The organism is Amycolatopsis magusensis (assembly GCF_017875555.1).
Lineage (GTDB): Bacteria > Actinomycetota > Actinomycetes > Mycobacteriales > Pseudonocardiaceae > Amycolatopsis > Amycolatopsis magusensis.
In genome coordinates, this window is the sequence record NZ_JAGGMS010000001.1 from 231,400 (window position 1) to 247,272 (window position 15,873).

At 71.3% G+C, this 15,873-nt stretch carries 12 protein-coding genes; 3 read left to right on the forward strand and 9 right to left on the reverse strand.

Going from position 1 to position 15,873, the window contains the following annotated elements; genetic code table 11:
• The first annotated feature begins 155 nt into the window (after positions 1 to 155).
• Positions 156 to 941: an IclR family transcriptional regulator gene (locus JOM49_RS01060; protein ID WP_209662315.1), complete on the forward strand. Its 786-nt coding sequence runs from the start codon at positions 156 to 158 to the stop codon at positions 939 to 941.
• A gap of 25 nt (positions 942 to 966) precedes the next feature.
• Here the strand turns inward: JOM49_RS01060 and JOM49_RS01065 are convergent, their stop codons facing one another.
• Both JOM49_RS01065 and ahcY read right to left on the reverse strand, forming a co-directional pair.
• Positions 967 to 1,611: a dTMP kinase gene (locus JOM49_RS01065; protein ID WP_308158617.1), complete on the reverse strand. Its 645-nt coding sequence runs from the start codon at positions 1,609 to 1,611 to the stop codon at positions 967 to 969.
• A gap of 44 nt (positions 1,612 to 1,655) precedes the next feature.
• A complete protein-coding gene (ahcY, locus tag JOM49_RS01070) occupies positions 1,656 to 3,128 on the reverse strand; it encodes an adenosylhomocysteinase (protein WP_209662316.1) in 1,473 nt (490 codons plus the stop codon).
• A gap of 93 nt (positions 3,129 to 3,221) precedes the next feature.
• Between ahcY and JOM49_RS01075 the strand changes: the two genes are divergently transcribed.
• A complete protein-coding gene (locus JOM49_RS01075; RefSeq protein ID WP_209670641.1) occupies positions 3,222 to 5,570 on the forward strand; it encodes a hypothetical protein in 2,349 nt (782 codons plus the stop codon).
• 275 nt (positions 5,571 to 5,845) lie between these two features.
• Here the strand turns inward: JOM49_RS01075 and JOM49_RS01080 are convergent, their stop codons facing one another.
• Positions 5,846 to 7,402, reverse strand: a complete 1,557-nt coding sequence (locus JOM49_RS01080; RefSeq protein WP_209662317.1) for an APC family permease — start codon at positions 7,400 to 7,402, stop codon at positions 5,846 to 5,848.
• Between the two features lie 85 nt (positions 7,403 to 7,487).
• Positions 7,488 to 8,420, reverse strand: a complete 933-nt coding sequence (locus JOM49_RS01085) for a cation diffusion facilitator family transporter (RefSeq protein ID WP_209662318.1) — start codon at positions 8,418 to 8,420, stop codon at positions 7,488 to 7,490.
• A 188-nt stretch (positions 8,421 to 8,608) separates the two neighbouring features.
• On the opposite strand from JOM49_RS01085, the gene JOM49_RS01090 reads away from it, so the two are divergent.
• Positions 8,609 to 11,023, forward strand: coding sequence for a beta-glucosidase family protein (locus tag JOM49_RS01090; RefSeq protein WP_209662319.1), 2,415 nt, complete (start codon positions 8,609 to 8,611; stop codon positions 11,021 to 11,023).
• On the opposite strand, the gene JOM49_RS01095 is transcribed toward JOM49_RS01090, so the two are convergent.
• The 5 genes from JOM49_RS01095 to JOM49_RS01115 all read right to left on the reverse strand — a co-directional run bounded on the left by JOM49_RS01095 (position 10,986) and on the right by JOM49_RS01115 (position 15,853).
• Positions 10,986 to 11,804, reverse strand: coding sequence for a helix-turn-helix domain-containing protein (locus JOM49_RS01095; RefSeq protein ID WP_209662320.1), 819 nt, complete (start codon positions 11,802 to 11,804; stop codon positions 10,986 to 10,988). The two genes, JOM49_RS01090 and JOM49_RS01095, sit on opposite strands and share 38 nt — an antisense overlap.
• A gap of 55 nt (positions 11,805 to 11,859) precedes the next feature.
• Positions 11,860 to 13,083: a mannose-6-phosphate isomerase, class I gene (gene manA / locus JOM49_RS01100; RefSeq protein ID WP_209662321.1), complete on the reverse strand. Its 1,224-nt coding sequence runs from the start codon at positions 13,081 to 13,083 to the stop codon at positions 11,860 to 11,862.
• Positions 13,084 to 13,159: 76 nt separating this feature from the next.
• Positions 13,160 to 14,245, reverse strand: coding sequence for an SIS domain-containing protein (locus JOM49_RS01105; protein WP_209662322.1), 1,086 nt, complete (start codon positions 14,243 to 14,245; stop codon positions 13,160 to 13,162).
• On the reverse strand, positions 14,235 to 14,453 hold the full coding sequence (locus tag JOM49_RS01110) for a Trm112 family protein (protein WP_209662323.1): 219 nt from the start codon (positions 14,451 to 14,453) through the stop codon (positions 14,235 to 14,237). The genes JOM49_RS01105 and JOM49_RS01110 overlap by 11 nt, the downstream gene beginning before the upstream one ends.
• A 41-nt stretch (positions 14,454 to 14,494) precedes the next feature.
• A complete protein-coding gene (locus JOM49_RS01115; RefSeq protein WP_209662324.1) occupies positions 14,495 to 15,853 on the reverse strand; it encodes a phosphomannomutase/phosphoglucomutase in 1,359 nt (452 codons plus the stop codon).
• Positions 15,854 to 15,873: the final 20 nt, after the last annotated feature.

Below are 15,873 nucleotides of genomic sequence, written 5' to 3' on the forward strand. Positions count from 1 at the left end.
CCGTCCGGGTACGCACGACCCGGCGAACAGCCGATGATCATCGCCCCGACTTAGCCCGGATGGACGATCAAGCGGGCTTGACCGGGGCCGGGAGCGAGCCCCCGGATACACCCGGTCGGCCTAGCGAAGATGACCTCAGCCGTTAGTGTTGCGCCATGCGGAACCCCGAGCAGAGCAAGGGCGCCCCGAGTCAGGTCCAGTCGGTCGACCGCGCGATCAGCGTGCTGGAACTGCTGGCGCGCCAGGGGGAAACCGGGATCACCGACATCGCCGCCGAGCTGGGCGTGCACAAGTCGACCGCGTCGCGGCTGGTCAGCGTGCTGGAGGCCCGCGGGCTGGTGGAGCAGCTCGGCGAGCGGGGCAAGTACGTGATCGGCTTCGGCGTGGTGCGGCTGGCCGGGGCCGCCACCGGCCGGATGGACCTGGCCAGGCTGGGCAGGCAGACCTGCCAGGCGCTGGCGGAGTCGCTCGGGGAGACGGTCAACATCGCGGTGGCCGACGAGGGCGGCGCGATCAACATCAGCCAGGCGCGCGGGGCCGCCGCGATCACCACGCAGAACTGGACCGGCCAGCGCACCCCGCTGCACGCCACGTCCAGCGGGAAGGTCCTGCTGGCGTACATGCCCGACACCGAGCGCCGCCGCATCCTGCGCCGGAAGCTGGAGCAGTTCACCCCGCGCACGCACACCGATCCGGCCGAGCTGGCCACCGAACTGGAGCGGGTCGCCGAGGACGGTTTCGCCGCCAGCTTCGAAGAACTGGAGCTGGGCATGCACGCGGTCGCGGTGCCCATCCACGGCGCGCACGGCGAGGTGATCGGCGCGATGAGCGCGTCCGGGCCGTCCTACCGGCTTTCGCGCCAGCGCGTGCGGCAGATCGTGCGGCCGATGGCCGACGCCGCCGCGGAGCTTTCCGAGCAGCTGGGGTACTTCCAGTACTAGAGCAGTCCACTTCGGACTGTCTACATCAGAGTGAGCGGAGTTCCGCGGCCAGTGCGGGGGCGTCGACCCCGCTCACGCCGTCGAGCACGAACCACCGGGAAAGCCAGTGCTCCGCCGCGAGCTGGTCGTACACGACACCGCAGCGGTCCTGGAGGCCGGAGTCGGATTCGAACGCGTCCCTGGCTCGGTCGGCTTCTTCGCGAGCGCGCTGCTCGGCGCGTTGTGCGGCCACTTCACGGGGTACGCGGAGCAGGATCTGCGCGTCGGGCACCGGGAGGCCGAAGCGGTCGATCTCCAGTTCGCGGACCCACTTCACCACTTCACCGGAGCTGTCCTGGTGCAGTCGCGCGGCCGCGTACGCCGCGTTGGAGGAGACATAGCGGTCCAGGAGGACCACGTCGTGCAGGTCCAGCGACTCACGGATCTCGCCGGCCGCGCCGCGGCGGTCCAGCGCGTAGAGCATCCCCATGCCGTACACCGAATCGGCGAGATCGCCGTGCCCGCGGTGCAGCGCCTCACGCACCAGATCGGCGTGCACGCTCTTGCCGTAGCGGGGAAACGCCAGCGTCCCGACGGTCGCGCCGCCGTCGTGCAACGCCTTCGTCAGGTTCGCCGTCAGGGTCCGCTTGCCGGCCCCGTCCAGCCCCTCGATCACCACCAGCCTGCCCACCGCCGCACTGTACCGCCCGGCGGTGGGCCCGCTGGTGTGAACCGTCAGTAGCGGTAGTGGTCCGGCTTGTACGGGCCCTCGACGTCCACGTCGATGTACTCCGCCTGCTCCTTCGTGAGCTTGGTCAGCTCACCGCCGAGCGCCTCGAGGTGGATCTTGGCGACCTTCTCGTCGAGCTTCTTCGGCAGCCGGAACACCTCCTTGTCGTACTCCTCGTGCTTGGTGAACAGCTCGACCTGCGCGATCACCTGGTTGGAGAAGCTGTTCGACATCACGAACGACGGGTGCCCGGTGGCGTTGCCCAGGTTCAGCAGGCGGCCCTCGGAGAGCACGATGATCGACCGGCCCGAGGGGAACACCCACTCGTCGACCTGCGGCTTGATGTTGTTGCGCACGATGCCCGGGTACCGCGCCAGCCCGGCCATGTCGAGCTCGTTGTCGAAGTGGCCGATGTTGCCGACGATGGCCTGGTGCTTCATCTTCGCCATGTGCTCGACCATCACCACGTCCTTGTTGCCGGTGGTGGTGATGATGATGTCCGCCTCGGGCAGCACCGACTCCAGCGACTTGACCTGATAGCCGTCCATCGCCGCCTGCAGCGCGCAGATCGGGTCGATCTCGGTGACGATCACCCGCGCGCCCTGGCCGGCCAGCGACTCGGCCGCGCCCTTGCCCACGTCGCCGTACCCGCAGACCACCGCGACCTTGCCGCCGATCAGCACGTCGGTGCCGCGGTTGATGCCGTCGATGAGCGAGTGGCGGATGCCGTAGCGGTTGTCGAACTTCGACTTGGTGACCGCGTCGTTGACGTTGATCGCCGGGAACAGCAGCTCACCCGCGGCGGCGAGCTGGTAGAGCCGCAGCACGCCGGTGGTGGTCTCCTCGGTGACCCCGAGCACGCCCTCGCCGATCTTGGTCCACTTGCCGGTGTCCGCGGCCAGCGATTCCTTGAGCAGGCCGAGGAAGACCTTCCACTCGTCGGGGTCGTTGTCGTCCGGCGACGGCACCACGCCGGCCTTCTCGAACTCGGTTCCCTTGTGCACCAACATGGTCGCGTCGCCACCGTCGTCGAGAATCATGTTCGGGCCCTCGCCGTCCCAGGTGAGCATCTTCTCGGTGCACCACCAGTACTCCTCGAGCGTCTCGCCCTTCCAGGCGAAGCAGGGCACGCCCTTGGGCTCCTCGGGGGTGCCGTGCGGGCCGACCACCACCGCGGCGGCCGCGTGGTCCTGGGTGGAGAAGATGTTGCAGGAGGCCCAGCGCACTTCGGCGCCGAGCGAGACCAGCGTCTCGATCAGCACCGCCGTCTGCACGGTCATGTGCAGCGAGCCAGAAACCCGTGCCCCGCGCAGCGGGTAGACCTCGGAGTACTCACGCCGCAGCGCCATCAGGCCGGGCATTTCGTGTTCGGCGAGGCGGATCTCCTTGCGGCCGAATTCGGCCAGGCCGAGATCGGCGACGGCGAAGTCGATCCCGTTGCGGGTCTGCAGCCGTGCGGCAACGCTTTCGGACGACATAGTGGTGGTTCCTCCAAGGCTCGCGGACGCCAGAACAGTACCGTGTCTTTCTCGACCCCTGATTGAGGAAGAGTGAGGAGAGCTCCCGTGCCGATGCCAGGGCCGGACGCCCGCGTGGTGGAAATCCGCGTGGCTGGGCTGGTCGGCACCACCGGCGAGGCCCTGCTCGACGCGACCGCGGCGGTGGACGTGGCGGGCGACGGGATCGGGCAGTTCACCCGCCCGGCCGATCGGCTCCGCCGCCCGGCCCCCGGCCCGGTGCTCCCGGCGCTCGGCCGGACCGTGCCGCGGATCATCGAGGGGTACCTCTGGAGCCGGATGACCTCCGGTGGTGTGGCGAAAGCCACGTGGGCGCTGCTGTTCCCCTTCTCACTGGCGAACGTGGCGCACTGGATGCTGCCGCCGGTGCCCGAGCGCGGGTTCGGGCGGGTGCTCGCCGCGGTGTGCCGCAGCCTGCTGCGGATCGCGTCGCTCGCGCTGACCATGTTGCTGGTGAGCCAGGTCGCGGTGATCTCGCTCGACCTGATCGCGGCGCAGTGCCTGGCGCCGAACACCGGCTGCCTCGACTGGGCGCCGTCGTGGACGCGGGAGAGCTCCGCGCTCCGGCTCACCGCCGGGGTGCTGCCGTTGCTGGTGCTGATCTTCCTGCTGCACCTGATCTCGTCGACGAACTGGGCGGTCGCGCAGTCGAAGCCGATCACCGCTGAAGGGGAGCCGCTGCCCGGCGACGATCTGCGCACCTCCCCCGACACCCCGCTCCTGCGCTGCCTGCACACGCTCTCCGCGCTGGCCTGCGTCGCGCTGCTGCCGCTCGGCGGTCCACTGCGCCCGCCGTCCGACGCGTTCGGCGCGATGCTGTGGGGCGTGGCGGTCGGGCTGATCGTGCTCGGGCTGGTGCTGGTGGCGGTGCTGGACGTGCGCGTGCTGACCCGCGCGATCGGCCGCTGGACGCAACGGCTGGTGCTCGGTCTCGGGCTGGTGCTGGTGGTCGCGGTGGTGGTGCGGGTGCGCGAGCTGCCGCAGGTGCTGCCCGGCACGCAGGGCGTGGTCGAGGTGATCGGCGGCGGGCTGCTCGCGGTGGTGGTGCTGTTCGCGCTGCTGCTCGTCCCTGCCGCGCTGCTGGCCCGTCCGGCGTGGAACACGCTCCCCCGCCGGCTGCGGCCGTGGGTCGGCGGCTGGGCTTCGGCTCCCGCGCTCGCGCTCGCCGGTCTGCTCGGTGGCGGCTTCGGTGCCGGTGTCGCGATCGCCGCGCGTGAGCTGCTCGGTGACGACGACCTGGTGCTGCCGCGCGGGTACACGCTGCTGACCATGGTCTGGGGCGTCGGCATCGTGGTGGCCGCGGTGCTCGCCGTGGTCGGCTTCGCCGGCGCGGTGCCGCGGCGGCGGCGCAAGCGCGGCGTGCCGAAGGTCGTGGACATGCTCCAGGACAAGCCGGAGGACTGCGAGGAAGCGGCGGCGGCGTGGGCGCGCTCGGCCTGGGAACGGCGGCGGCTGCACCAGCTGGTGCTGAGCACGGTGCTGGTGATGTCGGCGGCCACGCTCGCGCTGCTGACCGTGCGGGTCGGCGACCTGCCGCTGCCGACCTGGCTGGACCCGTTGTCGGCGCTCGGGGTGTTCGCGCTGGGCGCGCTGGCGGCCGGGCTGCTGCGGGTGGTCTACACGGCGGCGACCAGTCCGGAGCGCAGCAGGCACCTCGGCGCACTGGCCGACCTCGTCTGCTTCTGGCCGCGGGCGGCGCACCCGACCGTGCCGCCCTGCTACGCGCTGAAGGTGGTGCCCGAGCTGGCCGCCCGCACGCGGCTGCACCTGGAGGAACCGAACACGCGCGTGGTGCTCGCCGGGTACAACCTCGGCGGTCTGCTGGCCGTGGTAACCGCGGCCCGGCTGATGCGGGAGCTGCCGGAGGCCGACCGGTCGCGCGTAGGGGTGCTGACCGCGGGGTCACCGCTGCAGTGGGGTTACCAGCGGGCGTTCCCGGCGGTGCTGCCGCACCAGGCGCTGGCGCGGTTGTTCGGGCAGCTGGACGGGCGGTGGCGCGGGCTGAGCCGGGGCACCGACACCTTCGGCGGCGGCGTGACCACCTGGCGGCACGAGGTCAGGGACGACAAGCTGCACGGCGTCGGCTACCTGCCGGACGGCACGGTCGGCCCGCTCGCGCCCGCGGAGTGCGGCACCTCGGGCGCCGTGGTCCTCGGCGGCGACCACTGGCTGCCGGACCCGCTGCGCGCGCCCTCGCCAGGGCACCGGTGGGCGCCGGGCGTGTGCCGGCACGCGGACTACCTGGCGGACCCGGAATGGGACCGGGCGGTGGCCTGCGCCGCAGGACTGGAGCTGCCCGGTAAGCCGATGCGCCCGGCAGCTGAGCAGTTCCCCCTGTTCGGCGACCTACCCCCGGTGGAACGCCCACGCTTCCGCGCAGACCTACGCCACTCGCCGAACTAGACCGGCAGTGTCACAAATGTGGCTTTGGGGGCCGATTCCGCCCCCAAAGCCACATTCGTGTCGCGAGCAGACCTTCGCCGGGTCGGCCCCGACACCAAGACGCCCCCCCAGAAAAGCCGAGCCCGGCCGCCCAAGCCGAAGCACCGCCCAGACTCCCCCTTCCCCATCCCGGTCCACAGCCAAAAACACGGCGAAGACCTCCATGTCAAGGCATCTTTCCCGCCTTGACATCGAGGTCTTCGCCGTAGTCACACTGAAAAACCGGGGTGGCGCCCCTACTTCTTCTTCGGGTCCGCCCCGTCCACCGGCAACGGTGAAGCCGTGGCGCCCTCGTCCTTGATCCGCTTCCCCAGCAGCGAGTGGCGGCGGCCGTAGGCGAAGTAGACGACCACGCCCAGCGCCATCCAGGCCAGGAAGCGCAGCCAGGTCAGCACGGTCAGGTTCAGCATCAGCCACAGGCAGGCGACGATCGCCGCGATCGGGATGACCGGGACCCACGGCACGCGGAACGCGCGCGGCAGGTCCGGCCGGGTCCTGCGCAGCACGATCACCCCGGCCGAGACCAGGATGAACGCGAACAGCGTGCCCACGTTCACCATCTCCTCCAGCTTGTCCGCCGGGAAGAAGGTGGCCGCCACGGCGACCAGCAGGCCCACGATCAGCGTGGCGTTCTTCGGCGTGCCGCGGTTGCCGGTCTTGGCCAGCCGGCGCGGCATCAGGCCGTCGCGCGACATGGCGTAGATGACCCGGATCTGCCCCAGCATCAGCACCATCACCACGGTGGTCAGCCCGGCCAGCGCGCCGATCGAGATGATGTTCGCCGCCCAGTCGACCCCGTTCGCGGAGAACGCCGAGGCCAGCGTCTTGCGGTCGGGGCTGCCGTCCGCCTTGGTCCCGGTGGACAGCTCGGTGTAGTTCACCATCCCGACCACCACCAGCGAGACCGCCACGTACAGCACGGTGACGATGGCCAGCGAGCCGAAGATGCCGCGCGGCACGGACTTCTGCGGGTTCTTCGTCTCCTCCGCGGTGGTGGCCACGATGTCGAACCCGATGAACGCGAAGAACACCAGCGAGGCCCCGGCCAGCAGGCCGAACGCGCCGAAGGTGCTGCCCTCACCGCCGAGCAGCGCGGAGAACAGCGACTGCTCGACCCCGCCGCCGGACTCGCCGCCCGGCTGCGACGGCGGCACGAACGGCGTGTAGTTCGAGCCCTTGACGTAGAAGAAGCCGAGCACGATGACGAACAGCACCACGGCGACCTTGATGCCGGTGATCACCATCGACACGTGCGAGGACAGCTTGGTGCCCAGCGTCAGCACCGTGGCCAGGGCGAGCACCAGCAGCAGCGCACCCCAGTCGACGGTCAGGCCGCCGACGTCGAAGGTGGTCCGGGTGCCATCGCCGAAGAGGTAGCCGAGCACCGTCTCCAGGTACACCGACCAGCCCTTGGACACCGCGGCCGCGCCGACCGCCAGCTCCAGCACCAGGTCCCAGCCGATGATCCAGGCCATGAACTCGCCGAAGGTGGCGTAGGAGAAGGTGTACGCGCTGCCCGCCACCGGCACCGTCGAGGCGAATTCGGCGTAGCAGAGCGCCGCCAGCGCGCAGGCGATCGCGGCGAGCACGAAGGCCACCGAGACCGACGGGCCGGCGAAGTCACCGGCTGTCCGCGCGGTGAGGGTGAAGATGCCCGCGCCGATGACCACCGCGACGCCGAAGACCGTCAGGTCCCAGGCGCTGAGGTTTCTTCGCAGCTTGGTGTCCGGTTCGTCGGTGTCCGCGATGGACTGCTCCACCGACTTCGTGCGCCACAACCCCGTGCCGGGCAAGGTCGACCTCCTCCGCGGGTGCCAGTTCGGGGGTTCACCCTAATGGTCCCCACCCCGGAGCGCCGGTCGGGCGGTGACGCCCTGGTCAGTGCCGTTCGACGCGCTCGGCCAGGTTCCGGTCGAGGTCCGGCTCCAGGTAGATCAGCCGGGCCGCCGGTACCTTCGCGCGCACGCGGTGCTCGGCGTCGTCGATGGCCTGCGCGACCTCGGCGGTCTCCAGGCCGGGGCGCAGCGCGAGCTTCGCGGCGACCAGCAGCTCGTCCGGCCCGATGTACTGGGTGCGGATGTGGATGACGCGCTCGACCTTGCCGGCGGCCAGCTCGTCCTCGATGGTGCGCAGCTCCTTGTCGGTGGCGCCCTCACCGATCAGCAGGCTCTTCATCTCGATGATCAGGATGATCGCGATGACGCCGAGCAGCAGGCCGATGCAGATGGTGCCGAGCGCGTCGAAGACCGGGTCGCCGGTGATGGTGGCCAGGCCGACGCCGAGCAGCGCGAGCACCAGGCCGAACAGCGCGCCCGCGTCCTCGAGCAGCACCACCGGCAGCTCCGGGGTGCGGGACTGGCGGATGAAGCCCCACCACGTGGCGTCGCCCTTGATCTTCTTCGACTCGACGATCGCGGTGTAGAAGCTGTAGCTCTCCAGCGCGATCGCCACCACCAGGATGACCACCGCGACGATCGGCGACTTGAGGTCCTCGGGGTGCTGGAGCTTGTGGATGCCCTCGTACAGCGCGAAGGCCGCACCGAGGGTGAACAGCATCAGCGCGACGATGAACGAGTAGAAGTACCGGTCGCGGCCGAACCCGAAGGGGTGCTCCTTGGTGGCCTTGCGCTTCGAGGTCTTCTGCCCGAGCAGCAGCAGACCCTGGTTCGAGGTGTCGGCGACCGAGTGCACCGACTCGGCCAGCATCGAGGACGAACCGGTGATCAGGAACCCGACGAACTTGGCCGTCGCGATCCCGGCGTTGGCGAACAACGCCGCCAGAATCGCCTTGGTCCCGCCGCTTGCTGCCACCACTGCCCCCTGGAGCGTCGACCCGAATTGTCGGGTTGCAGCCTAGAGCCAGCGCACCCGTCCGCGCCCGGTAGGGCGAGGAAGTCGCGGAAGGTTTCCGGTAAGTCCACTTCGTCCGGCACGGCGACCAGCGGTGGACCGGGCGCGTATAACGGAACTGTCACAGCACCTACCGCGCCGGGGGGCCGATGCGAATCACCGAGCTGGTGCCCGGACTGGACCTGGACACCAAGGCCGCGTTGCTGGCCGGGCGGGACGTGTGGACGCTGCCGGCGGTGGCCGAGATCGGGCTCGGATCGCTGGTCATGTCGGACGGCCCGGTCGGCGTCCGCGGCGTGCACTGGACCGCCGACGACCCGTCGGTGACCCTGCCGAGCCCGACGGCGCTCGCCGCGACCTGGGACAGCGCGCTGGCCGAGCGCGCCGGGCGGCTGCTCGCGCAGGAGGCCCGGCGCAAGGACGTGCACGTGCTGCTCGCGCCGACGGTCAACCTGCACCGGACGCCGGTGGGTGGCAGGCACTTCGAGTGCTACTCCGAGGACCCGCTGCTCACCGGGACGATCGGCGCCGGCTTCGTCCGCGGGGTGCAGTCGGGCGGGGTGGCGGCCGCGGTGAAGCACTTCGTGGCCAACGATTCCGAGACCGACCGCTTCACCGTGGACGTCCGCGCGGACGAGCGCACGCTGCGCGAGTTGTACCTCGCGCCCTTCGAGCAGATCGTCGCCGAGGCGCGGCCGTGGGCGGTGATGGCCGCCTACAACGGCGTCAACGGCTCGCTGATGACCGAGAACGACCGGCTGTGCAACGGAATCCTGCGTGACGAGTGGGGTTTCGACGGGATCGTGGTATCCGACTGGCTGGCTGCCCGGCACACCACGCGCGGCGCGAACGGCGGCCTCGACGTCGCCATGCCGGGCCCGAAGACGGTGTTCGGCAAGAGGCTGGCGCGGGCCGTGCGCGCCGGTGAGGTCGCCGAAGAGACGGTCGACGCGATGGTGGCGCGAGTGCTCCTGCTGGCGAGCCGGGTCGGGGCACTGGACGGCTTCCCGGCTCCCGCAGATCACTCCACTTTGGACGGCACTGAGCTGGCACGGGAAATCGCGCGCCGCTCGTTCGTCCTGCTGCGCAACGAGAATTCCGTGCTCCCGTTGACGAAACCACGGCGGATCGCGGTGCTCGGGCAGGCGGCGACCGAGGCCAGGATCCTCGGCGGCGGCAGTGCGACGGTGTTCCCGTCGTCGGTCGTCTCGCCGCTGGAAGGCCTGCGCGCGGCGGCGCCGGACGGTGTGGAGATCAGCCACGCCGTGGGCGCCGACCCGCGCACCACACTGCGACCCGCGCTCGACGGCTTCCTGCTGGAAACGGTCGTCCGCGACAAGGACCAGCACGTGCTGGGGCGGTACCCGCTCGGCGAAGGCGCGGTCAGCTGGATCGGCGACCTGCCGCGCGGGCTCAGCGCGAAGCGGATCGGCACGGTCGCGATCACCGGCACGTTCGTGCCTTCGGTGTCCGGCCAGCACTTGCTGAGCTGCACCGGGGCCGGCGACCTGCGGTTCACCGTGGGCAGGCGGACGCTGTTCGACGGGAAGCACCTGCCCGACGGCGAGGACCTGGTCACCGCGATCATGTCCACCAAGGAGAAGCGGTTCGCACTGGACTTCACCGCCGGGGACGCGGTGGAGGTCGAGCTGGTCTACGAACCGCCCGCCCTACCGGAAGAAGACGAGGGATTCGCCTGGATTTCCTTCGGTATCGGGCATTCCGCGCCGAGCGCCTCCGAGGACGAACTGCTCGACGAGGCCGCGGCACTGGCCGCCGGCGCGGACGTGGCGGTGGTGGTCGTGGCGACCACACCCGAGGTGGAAACCGAAGGCGTGGACCGGACTTCGCTGGCGCTGCCGGGCAGGCAGGACGAGCTGGTGGCCCGCGTCGCCGCCGTCAATCCGAACACGGTCGTGGTGGTCAACGCCGGTTCACCGGTGGAAATGCCGTGGACGGACGAGGTCGCGGCGGTGCTGCTGACCTGGTTCCCCGGGCAGGCCGGTGGGACCGCACTGGCCGACGTGGTGTTCGGCAACGAGGAGCCGGGCGGGCGGCTGCCGACCACCTGGCCCACGCGGATGGCCGACAGCCCGGTGTTGCGGGTGCGGCCGGAGGGCGGCGTTCTTCCTTACGAGGAAGGCGTTTTCATCGGCTACCGCGCCTGGGACCGCAGTGGCCGCACGCCCGCGTACTGGTTCGGGCACGGGCTCGGCTACACGACTTGGACGTACGAATCGGCGACCGTCGAACCGGACGGCGTGCGCGTCCGGGTCACGAATTCCGGCGACCGGCCGGGTCGTGAGGTCGTGCAGGTCTACCTGCGTTCGTCCGAAGAGGACCGGCCACGGCGCTGGCTCGCCGGGTTCGCCGTGGTGAGCGCAGCTCCCGGGGAATCGGTGGAAGCGGTCATCCCGCTGCCGGAACGCGCCTTCGCCACCTGGACCGACGACGGCTGGCACGTGCGACCCGGCGACTACCCGGTCGACATCGGCCACGCGCTCGACGACATCCGCCTGACCACGCTCACGCGTTGCTGGCGACCAGGCTGCCGAGCAGTTTGAGGGCTTCGGCCGACGGGCTGGCCGGTTCGGCCTGGTAGATCACCAGTTGCTGGCCCGGCGCGCTGTTCACGGTCAGGCTTTCGTAGTCCAGCGACAGCGGGCCCACCAGCGGGTGCTGGAAGCGCTTGGTCTCACGGGTCTTCTGCCGGATGTCGTGCCGCGCCCAGAGCTTGCGGAACTCGGCGCTCTTCACCGACAGCTCGCCGACGACCTCGATCAGCCGCGGGTCGTCGTGGTCGGTCGCCGCCGCGCGCAGGGCGCCGACGGTGTTCACCGCCACGCGGTCCCAGTCCGGGTAGAACGTGCGTGCGCCGGGGTCCAGGAAGACCAGGCGCAGCAGGTCGTCGCTGTACTGGTGCCCGGCGAACAACGCGCCGCCCAGCGCGTTGCGCGCCAGCACGTTCAGGTAGGGCCCGATCACCACGGCCGGGGTGTCCGGCCAGGCGGCCATGGTGCGCACCAGGTTCGGGCTGACCCGGTCCGCGGCGACCGGACGGCGGCGGCGTGCCGGGCGCGCGACCTGGTGCAGGTGGGCCGCTGTCTCCTCGTCCAGGTCCAGCGCCCGCGCCAGCGCGTCCAGCACCTGCGCCGACGGGTTGCGCTCGCGCCCCTGCTCCAGGCGGATGTAGTAGTCCGTGCTGACCCCGGCCAGCAACGCGACCTCTTCCCGCCGGAGCCCGCTCACCCGTCGCCGGGGTCCGGGCGCCAGGCCGGCGTCTTCCGGCCGCGCCTGCGACCGGCGGGCCCGGAGGAACTGGCCCAGCGGGTTCGTCGTCTCCATGGGTTCCAGGCTAGGTCGGCACCGGCGGATTTGGGTGGCCGTGGCACTCCCAGGATCAGCAGGTGCCCGCGGTGGCACGGAACAGCTGCGCCGGCGCGTCCCCCGTGGGGGTGATCCGCACCGCCGGGTCGACCGCCGCCAGCCAGATCGACTGCCCGCGGTTCAGCTCCAGCTCACGACCGTCCTCGGCCTGGATGCGCAGCGCGCCTTCGGTGCACAGCAGGATCTGCGGGCCACCGCAGTCGGCGACCACGGACTCCCGGTCGCTCGCCGCCCATTCGAGCCTGGACAGCTCGAACTCCCGCGCGTCGGTCCGGTAGACCGCCCCGCAGGTGCTCGGCTCGCCCTTGAGCACCGGCATCTCGACGGCGGCGAAGTCCACCACGCGCAGCAGCTCGGGCACGTCGACGTGCTTCGGGGTCAGCCCGCAGCGCAGGATGTTGTCCGAGTTCGCCAGGATCTCCACGGCCGTGCCGTGCAGGTACAGGTGCAGGTTGCCGGCGGGCAGGTAGATCGCCTCGCCCGCGCGCAGCACCAGCCGGTTCAGCAGCAGCGCGGCCAGCACCCCGGCGTCACGCGGGTGCGCCTCGCCCAGCTCCAGGATGGTCCGGCACTCGGTGTCGAACTCGCCGTGGTCCTTCACGTGCAGCACGCACGCGTCCAGCACCTCGGGCAGCAGCTCGTCCAGCGTGGCCTGCGGCAGCGTGATCCAGGTGGTGAACAGCGCGCGCAGCCCGTCGGAGTCCGGCTGCGCGGCGAGCAGGCTGGTGTACTTCGCCAGGCCGGGTGTCTCGATCGCGTTGAGCAGCTTCACCGTGCGCGTGGGGTCGCGGAACCCGGCCAGCGCGTGGAACTCGGTGAGCGCGCAGACCAGTTCGGGCTTCGCGGTCGGGTCCGGGTAGTTCCGGTTCGCCGCGTCACGCGCGATACCCGCCGCCTCTTCGCGGGCGTACCCCTCGGCGGCCTGGTCGGCCGACGGGTGCGCCTGCATCGACAGCGGCTCCTCGGCGGCCAGGATCTTCAGCAGGAACGGCAGCCGGTTGCCCCAGGCACCGGCGCACCGGTCGCCCAGCTGCGCCACCGGGTCGGCCTCGACCAGTTCGAGCAGGCTGCGCTCGACCCCGTCGGGCCCGACCACCTTCGACGGGTCACCGGGGTGCGCGCCCATCCAGAGTTCGGCCTCCGGATGCGGGGCCGGCACCGGGCGGCCCAGCAGCTCGGGGATGGTGGTCCTCGATCCCCATGCGTAGGGCCGCACGGCATTGCGCAGCAGCTCCACTGTGCTCTCAACTCCTCGGCGACCTAGTCACCACTTCGGCCGGGATTCGCCCGGCGCTGGCTTGCGTCGGGCCCGCTCACGCGGTCGCGGACGTGTAGCGGCCTGCCCCGCCGATGCTCCCCGCGGCCAGCCCGAGGTAGATCGCGGCGAGCTCGAACCGCAGCGCGAGCACCGCCGCCCTGGTGGGCTCGTCGGCGTCGATCTCCTCGGCGGGGGCGATCACGTCGACCCCGGCGAGCATGTCCTCCGCCTGGCGGCGGGCGGCTTCGGCACCCGGCCCGGAACGCAGCGACAACAGCAGCACACGGGGCTGCGGCAGGCCGCCCTCGTCCGGGTCGGCGAAGATGTCGCGCTCGGTGGTGCTGCCGACGGCCACGCGGTGCAGCGCCGGGCGGGCGAGCGCCTGGTGGTAGTCGGCCACGTCGCAGACCACCGCCGAATGCGAGGCGAAGGAGTGCGCGGCGTGCCCGGCCACGGCCAGCGCGACCGGGTCCAGGCCCCACAGCAGCGGGGTGCGGTCGGCCAGTTGCAGCGCCAGCGCCTTCGCCGGGTTGACGAACGACTCGTGGTTGGGCTGGTCGCGTTCGGCTTCGGCGTCGAGCTGGTCGGCGAGCGACTCCACGTCGGCGACCAGCAGGCCCAGCGCGTTCGCGGTGAGCAGCCCGGCCACGAGCGCGCGCGGGAACGACAGCTCGGGCGGCACCGGCACCCGCGGCGCGAGCAGCAGGCCACGGCCGGAGACCGAAGCGGCCACCGGCCCCTCCGGCGGCGCCGAGAGCACCACGGTCGCGCCGTAGCGGGCGGCCCGCTCCAGCGACGCGGCCAGCTCCCGGTCCTCGGCCTGCTCGGTGTGCGCGAGCACCACGTCGAGCGCGCCGATCCAGGACGGCACGAACTCGCTGACCACGATCGGCACCGGGCAGGTCGGGGTGAGCAGCGCGGCGAGCACGTTCGTCACCGTGCGCCCGACCCCCGGCCGGGCCAGCAGCACCAGCGCCCGCGGGCGGCCGACGTCCAGCCGGTCGGCCAGGCCGAGCTCGGCCGCCGCCTCGGTGGTCGCGCGGACCTGCGCCCCGGCCATCGCGGTGGCGCGGAGCAGGCCCCGCGAGTCGACGTCGGCCAGTCTCGACGGGTCGTCGATCAGCGTGTCGTCAATCACCATCGGAAGCGGGATCCTGTTCGGCCCGCTCGACGGCTTCGTCGAGCAGGAGCACGGGGATGCCGTCGCGGACCGGGTACACCCGGCCACACGAAGTGCACGTGAGCGCGTCGGCCTCGGGGTCTTCCGGGGACCCCGGCCGCAACGGCGCGTGATCCTCCGACGGACAAGCCAGGATCTCGAGCAGCTGCTCGTCAAGCGTTACGGCCATGGTTCCTCCTTACCACCGCGAGGTCCGTGAATCCCCTCGCCTCAGTCACGAACTATCGCCAGAACCTCATCGGTCAGGGCACGGACGGCCTGCTCGTCGGCCGCCTCGACGTTGAGCCGCAGCAGCGGCTCGGTGTTCGAGGCACGCAGGTTGAACCAGCTGCCGTCCTCCAGCCGCACGGTCAGCCCGTCCAGCTCGTCGACCAGCGCGCCGGACCGGCCCGCGAAGGCGTCCTTGACCGCGACCTGGCGCGCCACCTGGTCGTCCACCGTGGAGTTGATCTCCCCGGAGGCGGCGTAGCGCGAGTACTGGGCGGTCAGCTCGGACAGCGGGCCCGCCTGCTCGCCGAGCGCGGCCAGCACGTGCAGCGCGGCCAGCATGCCGGTGTCGGCCTTCCAGAAGTCGCGGAAGTAGTAGTGCGCGGAGTGCTCGCCGCCGAAGATCGCGTCGGTGGTGGCCATCTCCTGCTTGATGAACGAGTGCCCGACCCTGGTCCGCACCGGCTGCCCGCCGTGCTCGCGCACGATCTCCGGGACCGCCTGGGAGGTGATCAGGTTGTGGATGATCGTGCCGCCCGGCTCCTTGGCCAGCTCGCGCACCGCGACCAGCGCGGTCACCGCGCTCGGCGGCACCGGCTCACCGCGCTCGTCGACGACGAAGCAGCGGTCGGCGTCCCCGTCGAAGGCCAGGCCCGCGTCGGCGCCGGTCTCGCGCACCTTGGCCTGCAGGTCGACCAGGTTCTTCGGGTCGAGCGGGTTGGCCTCGTGGTTCGGGAAGCTGCCGTCGAGCTCGAAGTACATCGGCACGAGGTCGATCGGCAATCCGTCGAACACGGTGGGCACGGTGTGCCCGCCCATGCCGTTGCCCGCGTCCACCACGACCTTGAGCCTGCGGTTGGCCGAGAGGTCGACCAGCTTGCGCAGGTGGGCGGCGTAGTCGGCGAGCACGTCCCGCTCGGTCACGCTGCCGCGCTGCCCGGCGAACTCGGGCACGCCCTGGCTCACCGTGTCGCGGATCTCGGCGAGGCCGGAGTCCTGCCCGACCGGGGCGGCACCGGCGCGGCACAGCTTGATGCCGTTGTACTTCGCCGGGTTGTGGCTGGCGGTGAACATCGCGCCCGGCAGGTTGAGCGAGCCGGAGGCGAAGTACAGCTGGTCCGTGCTGGCGAGGCCGATGTTGATCACGTCGAGGCCCTGCGAGGTGACGCCATCGGCGAAGGCCGCGGCCAGGCCGGGCGAGGACTCGCGCATGTCGTGGCCGATCACCACGGCCGTGGGCACGTCCAGCTTCACGAGCAGGGCGAACGCGGCCCCGAAGTCACGGACGAGGTCGGCGTTCAGCTGTTCCCCGACAACTCCTCGGATGTCGTAGGCCTTCACGATGGCCGACAGGTCTGACACGCCCTCTCCCGGTGGTTTCG